This window comes from Mesorhizobium sp. M7A.F.Ca.AU.002.02.1.1, from assembly GCF_003998535.1.
In the GTDB taxonomy this organism is placed as follows: domain Bacteria; phylum Pseudomonadota; class Alphaproteobacteria; order Rhizobiales; family Rhizobiaceae; genus Mesorhizobium; species Mesorhizobium ciceri.
In genome coordinates, this window is the sequence record NZ_RZPB01000296.1 from 1 (window position 1) to 6,946 (window position 6,946).

Consider the following 6,946-nt stretch of genomic DNA (forward strand, 5'->3'; position numbering starts at 1 on the left):
TCCCGGCGCACCCCCGCGCCATGCCTTGGGAGCTTTGCCTCGCCCCCGAATCAAACTGCCGGAACCTTTCGGTCCCGGCAGCATCGCATTGCTTCCATCATGCTCAAACAGAAAGATGGAGCGGCGCGTGCGCCGCTCCAGATCCCTACTGGTTGAGAACCGCCTTTTGCGGATTGGGCGGGAAGGACGGATCGGTCTTCTGGCCACGCAGCAGCTGCTCGGCATAGATGAGCTGCAGATCGTCTTTCGGATCCGGCGGCACATAGGCGGCCGAGCCCGAACCCGTCGTGCTCTCGTCGGCGCCCTTGATATGGCCCTTGAGATCGGATTCGCCACGCGTCAGATCCCTGCCCTGCAGTTCCGGCGGCAGTGGCTGTTCGACCTTGATGTCGGGCGTGATGCCCTTGCCCTGGATCGACTTGCCGGACGGCGTGTAATAGAGCGCCGTCGTCAGCCTGAGCGCACCATTCTCGCCGAGCGGAATGATGGTCTGCACCGAACCCTTGCCGAAGGACTGCGTGCCGACCACCGTGACGCGGCGCAGGTCCTGCAGCGCGCCGGCGACGATTTCCGAGGCACTGGCCGAACCGCCATTGACCAGGACGATCATCGGCTTGCCGTTGATGTCGTCGACCTGCTTGGGCTTGGCGTCGAAGCGGGTGACGTCCTTGGGGTCGCGGCCGCGCGTCGAGACGATCTCGCCGCGGTTGAGGAAGGCATCGGACACGCTCACCGCCTGGTCGAGCAGGCCACCCGGATTGAGGCGGAGATCCAGAACGTAGCCCTTCAGCTTGTCGTCGGGAATCTGCTTCTTGATGGTGTCGATGGCGTTCTCGAGGTCGTCGTAGGTCTTTTCGGTGAAGGAGGTGATCTTCATGTAGCCGATGTCGTTCTCGACCCGGAACTTGACCGCCTTGACCTTGATGATGTCGCGCACGACCGTCAGTTCGATCGGCTTGTCGGCGCCCTGGCGCAGGATGGTCAGCTTGATCGGCGTGTTGACCAGGCCGCGCATCTTGTCGACCGCATCGTTGAGGGTCAGGCCGCGAACCTCTTCGCCGTCGATCTTGGCGATGTAGTCGCCGGCCAGCACGCCTGCCTTGGCGGCCGGCGTGTCGTCGATCGGCGTGATCACCTTGACCAGATCGTTCTCCATGGTGACTTCGATGCCGAGGCCGCCGAACTCGCCCTTGGTCTGGACGCGCATATCCTGCGCCTGCTCGGCATTCATGTAGGAGGAGTGCGGGTCAAGCGAAGCCAGCATGCCGTTGATGGCATTCTCGACCAGCGACTTGTCGTCGGGCGGCGTCACATACTGTGCCCGCACGCGCTCGAAGATATCGCCGAAGATCGCCAGTTGCTTGTAGGTCTCCGACCCTGCAGCGTTCGCCGCCGAGCCGGGTGCGCCATAGACCAGGCTCATGGCGGACGCGCCCATCAGCGCACCGGCAAACAGAAGCGACAGTTTCCGCATTATTCACGTCCTTCCAGAAAAACGGTCCGCCCACCATGGGGCCGGATCGACGGGTTTTCCATCCTTGCGGAACTCGACATAGAGTTCCGGCGTGGCATTTCCATTCTTCGAAACCGAGGTGCTCGCCACCCGGGCCTCTCCCATCGCACCGATCGGCTCTCCTGCAAGCACTGATTGACCGGTCGCGACGCTGATTCTGCTCATCCCCGCCAAAACGACATGATAGCCGTCGCCTGCGTTCAGGATCAAGAGTTGACCATAAGAGCGAAACGGCCCCGCATAAAGCACATTTCCATCCGCCGGCGCGGTAACGATGGCTCCCGATTGTGTCGCAACCATGTCGCCTAGCATCACCGCGCCGTTACCGTCGTCGGCGCCGAATCGCCGCTTGATGCGGCCGGTCACCGGCAGTGCGATCTGTCCCTGCAGCGCCGAAAAGGGCACCGCGGCGGCAAGTTGGTTGCTTTCCGGAACGGGCAGCGACGCCAGTTCCGCCGGCGCGGATGTCTTGTCGCCATCCGCCGTCTTCTGCTCAGCGGCCTTGGCGGCATCGGCGGCCTTGCGGCTCTTGTCGGCCTGCGCTTCGAGCGAGGCGATCAACTCTTTCAGGCTGCCGGCCTTGGCCGCCAGCGCTTCGGATCGCTGCTTTTCCGCGGCCATTTGCGTTTGCGTGTCGGCTTCGAGCTTCTGCTTGGCCTCCAGCAGCATGCCGAGCCGCTTCTTTTCCGCCGTCTGGTCGCCGACCGCCGCCGTCAGCCGCGCCCGTTCGGCCTCGATCGACGCCGTAATCCTGGTCTGTTCCTTGAGATCGGCAAGCAGGCTATCGGTCTGCTGGCGCAGTTCCGGCACCACCGCGCCGAGCAGGATGGCGCTGCGCACCGACGACAGCGCGTCCTCGGGCTTGACCAGGATCGCCGGCGGCGGGTTGAGGCCCATGCGCTGCAGCGCGCCCAGCACTTCGGCCAGAACGTCGCGCCGCGCCATCAGCGAGGCGCGGATCTTCTGTTCCTGGCCCTTCAACCCTTCCAGCCTGGCGCCGATGTCCTCGATGTCCTGGCCGAGCTTCTGCTCGGTCATCGCCGACTGGATCAATGCGGCGGTGATCGAGGCGTGATCCTTCTTGATCGTCGCGATGTCGGCGGAGAGCTTGGCCAATCGTTCCGACGACAGCGTGATCTCCTTCGAGACCCGTTCATATTCGGCCCGGCTCTGGTCCGGATCGGGAGCCAGGTCGAGCGTGTTTTCCGCCCGCCCCGCATGCAGCGACAGCACAAGCACCGCCGCCGCGATTCCGCAGCGCGCGCGCCATGAGCCCGTTCTTGATTTTCTGTCTTCAGACATTGAAGCCCGACTCTATGCGTGGCTTCGTTAACGAACAATCAACCATGTTCGAAACCGCCCACTCGATGCAATGTTACGTTGGCATTGGGGCGGAAATCCGGGTGTGTCGCACCAATTCACCGGCTTACGAGCGATGGTAGGGATGTCCCGAAAGGATAGTGGCCACACGATAAAGCTGCTCTCCCAGCATCACGCGCACCAGTTGATGCGGCCATGTCAGCAATCCGAACGACATCACCAGTTCGGCCTGGTCGCGCAGCGACTGATCGTGGCCGTCGGCGCCGCCGATGGCGATGATCAGCGCCTTGCGGCCACCGTCACGCAACAGGCCGAGGCGCCCGGCGAAATCTTCCGAGGAAAAGCTTTTGCCGCGTTCGTCGAGCAGGATCAGGGCGGTGCCGGGCTGCAACTGCGTCTGCAGTTTCTGGCCTTCCTCACGCCGGCGCTCGTTGGCAGTCTGGCCGCGCCCCTCGGCTATTTCGGCAATGCCGCCAAATTCAAGCCCCACCGCCGGGCCGCTCTTGGCGAAGCGCTCGAAATAGCGGTCGGCCAGCAGCTTCTCGGGGCCGGCTTTCATCCGGCCCACGGCATGAACTGATATCTTCATCCTTGCCTTGTAAGCCGCGCGAACGACTTAGTGGAGCGTTTCTTCCTCGAGGTCCGGCGCCTGCCACATCTTTTCGAGATTGTAGAATTCGCGGACTTCGGGGCGGAAGACATGGACGATGATGTCGCCAGAATCGATCAGGACCCAGTCGGCGCCGGACAGCCCCTCGACGCGCGCGGTGCCGAGACCGGCATCCTTGATCGCTTTGAGAAGATGATCGGCGACAGCCGCGACATGACGGTGCGATCGGCCCGAAGCGACGACCATATAGTCGCCGAGGCTCGATTTCCCCTGGATGTCGATGGAGACAATATTTTCGGCCTTGGAGTCTTCCAGACTGGCAAGGACTGTCTTGATGGCGCGGGACACGGCGTCGTCTACGCTGATCCTGGCCGGCGAAGGCATGATATCGGCCTTCTTCCGCAGTGCTGTTCTCAGTGTATTTCCTTTCGCAGCAAGAACAACCAAATCACCCCTTGAAGCAGGTGACACCACTTAGATAGGCAGAGTTCCCTGACAGTTTCAAGACGGGACCCTGCCTCGCACGAACGTATTGTCGCTCCTGTGGTTCCGCCGCACACCGGAAAAGATCGGAACCCTCGCCGTCGGCATGGGTTATCGGCTCACCGACCAACCGGATTTCCCCCATGCCGATCGACCCGCAAAACGCCTTCCTCAGCGTCCAGGCTGGCCTCGCCCAACTGAGCACGCTGATTGTTTCCTACTCCTTCTCGGCCATCGGTGCCGTTATCCTCTTGATCGTCGGTTATATCGTCGCCGGCCTTGCCGAACGTTCGATCTTCGCCGGTCTCGGCCATATCCATGGTTTCGACGCGACGTTGCGGCATTTCTTCTCCAAGATCGTCCGCTATGCCATCCTGATCCTCGTCACCATCATGGTGCTCGGCCAGTTCGGCGTGCAGACGGCCTCGATCATTGCCGCGATCGGTGCCATTGGCCTCGCCATCGGCCTGGCGTTGCAAGGCACGCTGCAGAACATCGCGGCCGGCATCATGCTTCTGGCACTGCGGCCGTTTCGCATCGGCGAGTCCGTCGAGGTCGGTTCGATTGCCGGTACGATCGAGGAGATCGGCCTGTTCGCAACCAAGCTCAGGACGGCCGACGGGGTCTACATATTGGCGCCCAACTCGACGCTGTGGAACCAGCCGGTGCGCAACTTTTCGCGCAACGGGGTGCGCCGCAGCGACATCACGCTGAGCATCGGCTCCTGGAACGACATCGACCGCGCTCAAAAGACATTGCTTGCCATTGCCGCCGCCGAACGGCGGGTCAAGCGTGAGCCGGCACCGATCGCTTTCGTCGCGACATTGGGCGATAGCACCGTTTCGATTGCCTTGCGCTACTGGACATCGTCGGCGGACTTCTTCGCCACCCAGACCGATCTCACCAAGCGCGCCAAGCAGGAATTCGATAGCGAAGGCATATCGATCCCGCTGCCGCCACCGGAAGCCCCGTCGCCGGAAGCCCGTCGACAATAGTCGGGTGGCTCAGTGCCGGCCCTCATCGTCCGGTGCGAAGGCGAGTTCGACCGGCAACGGCGCCTGCGCCGTCATCGGTGCGAAACTGCCGGTTTCGCCGACCGGGACCGCACGCGTCGTGAACACACGCAAAAGCACGAACAGGCAGAAGGCTGCGGCGATGAGAACAGCCACATAGATGAAAGCCTGCGTTCCGAAGACGGCCGACAGCGCCGTCACGATGCCGGGCACGACGAAGCCCGACAGCGACCAGGCAAACAAAAGCGAACTGGACAGCGCCACCATGTCGTCCTTGCCGGCGCGGTCGGCGGCGTGCGCACTGGCCAGCGAATAGATCGATTCCGAAGCGCCGTCCCACACGATGTAGATCACAACCAACGCGGCCAGCGCGCCGCCATCGAACCCGAGTGCAAACAGGCCGGCGACCATGGCGAGCGCGGATGCGGCGATCAGCACATAGCGGCGGTCGGTTCGGTCGGAAATCCAACCAAGCGGGATCTGCAGGATCAGCGTGCCGAGAGGCATCGCCGAAAGCAGCAGCGCCACGTCGGCCTGGCTGTAGCCCTTGGCCGTGGCGTGGATCGGTGCGAAGCCAGCAATCGACATCGACAGGCCGCCGACGGCAAGCATGCCGGCGACGCCGACCGGTGAAACCCGCCAGGCACGGCGCAGCGCCACCGAGGCCGCCTGCGGCGCCGGCGGCTGGGCAAGTTTGGTCATCCCGACAGGGAGGATCGACAGCGCGGTGAAGACGATGCCGATCAGCGGCGCATCCGCTGTCCTGATATCGACCAGCGCTAGCGTCGCGTAGCCGACGCCGAGCCCGGCGACATAGGCAACGTAGAAGAAAGCCATCACCCGGCCGCGGATGGCGTTGGCAACGGCATCGTTCAGCCAGCTCTGCGCGACGATGAACAGGCCGCATATGGCAAAGCCGTAGAGCGCGCGGGCGGCTATCCACAGCAGCGGAAGGACCCCGGCGCCGACAGCGGCGTTGGCCAGCGCGATCAGCGCCGACAGCACCATGAAGGCGCGGGCATGGCCGACCCTTCGCACCAGCGGTCCGGTCAAGATGCAGCCGGCGAGCCCGCCGGCCGAAAGCCCGGTGATGATCAGCCCGGCCCAGGTCGGATCGAAACCCTCTGCGCCAAGCCGGACCGGGATATAAGCAAACATCAGCCCGTTGCCGACGGCAATCAGCGCCATCGACACGATGACGCTGGCAATCGCGATCAGCGGCGTGGGCTCGGCGCCCTGCTCGGCTTCGCTGCGGTTTTTCCTGGGAATCGACATGCCTGCTCAGGATTGCCCATGAAACGGGCAAAGGAAGCGATAAAAGCGACATGGCCGGGCGGCCGGGCTCACCCCTTCGCCAGCTTGCGGATCGCGCTCGATGACAGCGACGAGCGCGGGCCGTGAATGAAGGTCCAGGCCGGCGCCTTCATGCGGGCAAGCCGCGGCGCATCGCCCTCGTCGATGCGGGCATAGTCGAAGGTCTTGGCGACGACCGAGGACAGGAACGACAGCGTCGCGCCCGGGCGGTCGATGACGGCGATCGGGAAGGTCATGACGATCTCGCGCCAGCGCTGCCAGCGATGGAAATCGCGCAGGCTGTCGGCACCCATGATCCAGACGAAATCGACACCGGGGTTGCGCGCCTTGACCAGCGCCAGCGTATCGGCGGTGTAGCGGACGTGATGGGCGGCTTCGAAAGCGGTGACCTTGATCTTCGGGTTCTTGGCGATCTGTTCCGACAGCTGCAGCCGTTCGCCCAGCGGCGCCAACTCCCTGGTGTTCTTCAGCGGATTGCCCGGCGTCACCATCCACCACAACTGGTCGAGCGCCAGGCGTCTGAGCGCGATCTCGGCGACCAGCGCATGGCCGGCATGCGGCGGATTGAACGAACCGCCGAACAGGCCGACGGCAAGGCCTTTCTCGGCGTGCGGCATTTTGAGATAGTGGGAGGAGATAGCCTCCTTACCCTCGTCCTTGTGGGGAGGGTCGATCCGCGAAGCGGAGCGGGGT

Annotated in this window: 7 protein-coding genes; 1 reads left to right on the forward strand and 6 read right to left on the reverse strand. The window is 63.6% G+C overall.

Going from position 1 to position 6,946, the window contains the following annotated elements; all coding sequences use genetic code 11:
* Positions 1-145: 145 nt before the first annotated feature.
* The 4 genes from EN879_RS18670 to rsfS all read right to left on the reverse strand — a co-directional run bounded on the left by EN879_RS18670 (position 146) and on the right by rsfS (position 3,827).
* Positions 146-1,477, reverse strand: a complete 1,332-nt coding sequence (locus EN879_RS18670) for a S41 family peptidase (protein WP_024502881.1) — start codon at positions 1,475-1,477, stop codon at positions 146-148.
* Positions 1,478-2,815, reverse strand: coding sequence for a murein hydrolase activator EnvC (locus EN879_RS18675; protein WP_024502880.1), 1,338 nt, complete (start codon positions 2,813-2,815; stop codon positions 1,478-1,480). It lies immediately after the preceding gene.
* A 124-nt stretch (positions 2,816-2,939) separates the two neighbouring features.
* On the reverse strand, positions 2,940-3,422 hold the full coding sequence (rlmH, locus tag EN879_RS18680) for a 23S rRNA (pseudouridine(1915)-N(3))-methyltransferase RlmH (protein WP_013529074.1): 483 nt from the start codon (positions 3,420-3,422) through the stop codon (positions 2,940-2,942).
* Positions 3,423-3,449: 27 nt separating this feature from the next.
* On the reverse strand, positions 3,450-3,827 hold the full coding sequence (gene rsfS / locus EN879_RS18685; RefSeq protein WP_013529073.1) for a ribosome silencing factor: 378 nt from the start codon (positions 3,825-3,827) through the stop codon (positions 3,450-3,452).
* A gap of 242 nt (positions 3,828-4,069) precedes the next feature.
* Here rsfS and EN879_RS18690 point away from each other — a divergent pair, with 242 nt between their 5' ends.
* On the forward strand, positions 4,070-4,921 hold the full coding sequence (locus EN879_RS18690) for a mechanosensitive ion channel domain-containing protein (protein ID WP_013529072.1): 852 nt from the start codon (positions 4,070-4,072) through the stop codon (positions 4,919-4,921).
* Between the two features lie 9 nt (positions 4,922-4,930).
* Here the strand turns inward: EN879_RS18690 and EN879_RS18695 are convergent, their stop codons facing one another.
* Both EN879_RS18695 and EN879_RS18700 read right to left on the reverse strand, forming a co-directional pair.
* Complete coding sequence (locus EN879_RS18695) at positions 4,931-6,214, reverse strand: MFS transporter (protein WP_013529071.1); 1,284 nt, start codon at positions 6,212-6,214, stop codon at positions 4,931-4,933.
* 68 nt (positions 6,215-6,282) lie between these two features.
* Positions 6,283-6,870, reverse strand: a complete 588-nt coding sequence (locus EN879_RS18700) for a nicotinate-nucleotide adenylyltransferase (RefSeq protein WP_013529070.1) — start codon at positions 6,868-6,870, stop codon at positions 6,283-6,285.
* Between the last annotated feature and the right edge of the window lie 76 nt (positions 6,871-6,946).

Coding starts and splice junctions, on each gene's coding strand:
- EN879_RS18700 (WP_013529070.1), bottom strand. CDS start 6,870: ATGCCGCACGCCGAGAAAGGCCTTGCCGTCGGCCTGTTCGGCGGTTCG.
- rlmH (WP_013529074.1), bottom strand. CDS start 3,422: ATGAAGATATCAGTTCATGCCGTGGGCCGGATGAAAGCCGGCCCCGAG.
- EN879_RS18675 (WP_024502880.1), bottom strand. CDS start 2,815: ATGTCTGAAGACAGAAAATCAAGAACGGGCTCATGGCGCGCGCGCTGC.
- EN879_RS18690 (WP_013529072.1), top strand. CDS start 4,070: ATGCCGATCGACCCGCAAAACGCCTTCCTCAGCGTCCAGGCTGGCCTC.
- rsfS (WP_013529073.1), bottom strand. CDS start 3,827: ATGCCTTCGCCGGCCAGGATCAGCGTAGACGACGCCGTGTCCCGCGCC.
- EN879_RS18695 (WP_013529071.1), bottom strand. CDS start 6,214: ATGTCGATTCCCAGGAAAAACCGCAGCGAAGCCGAGCAGGGCGCCGAG.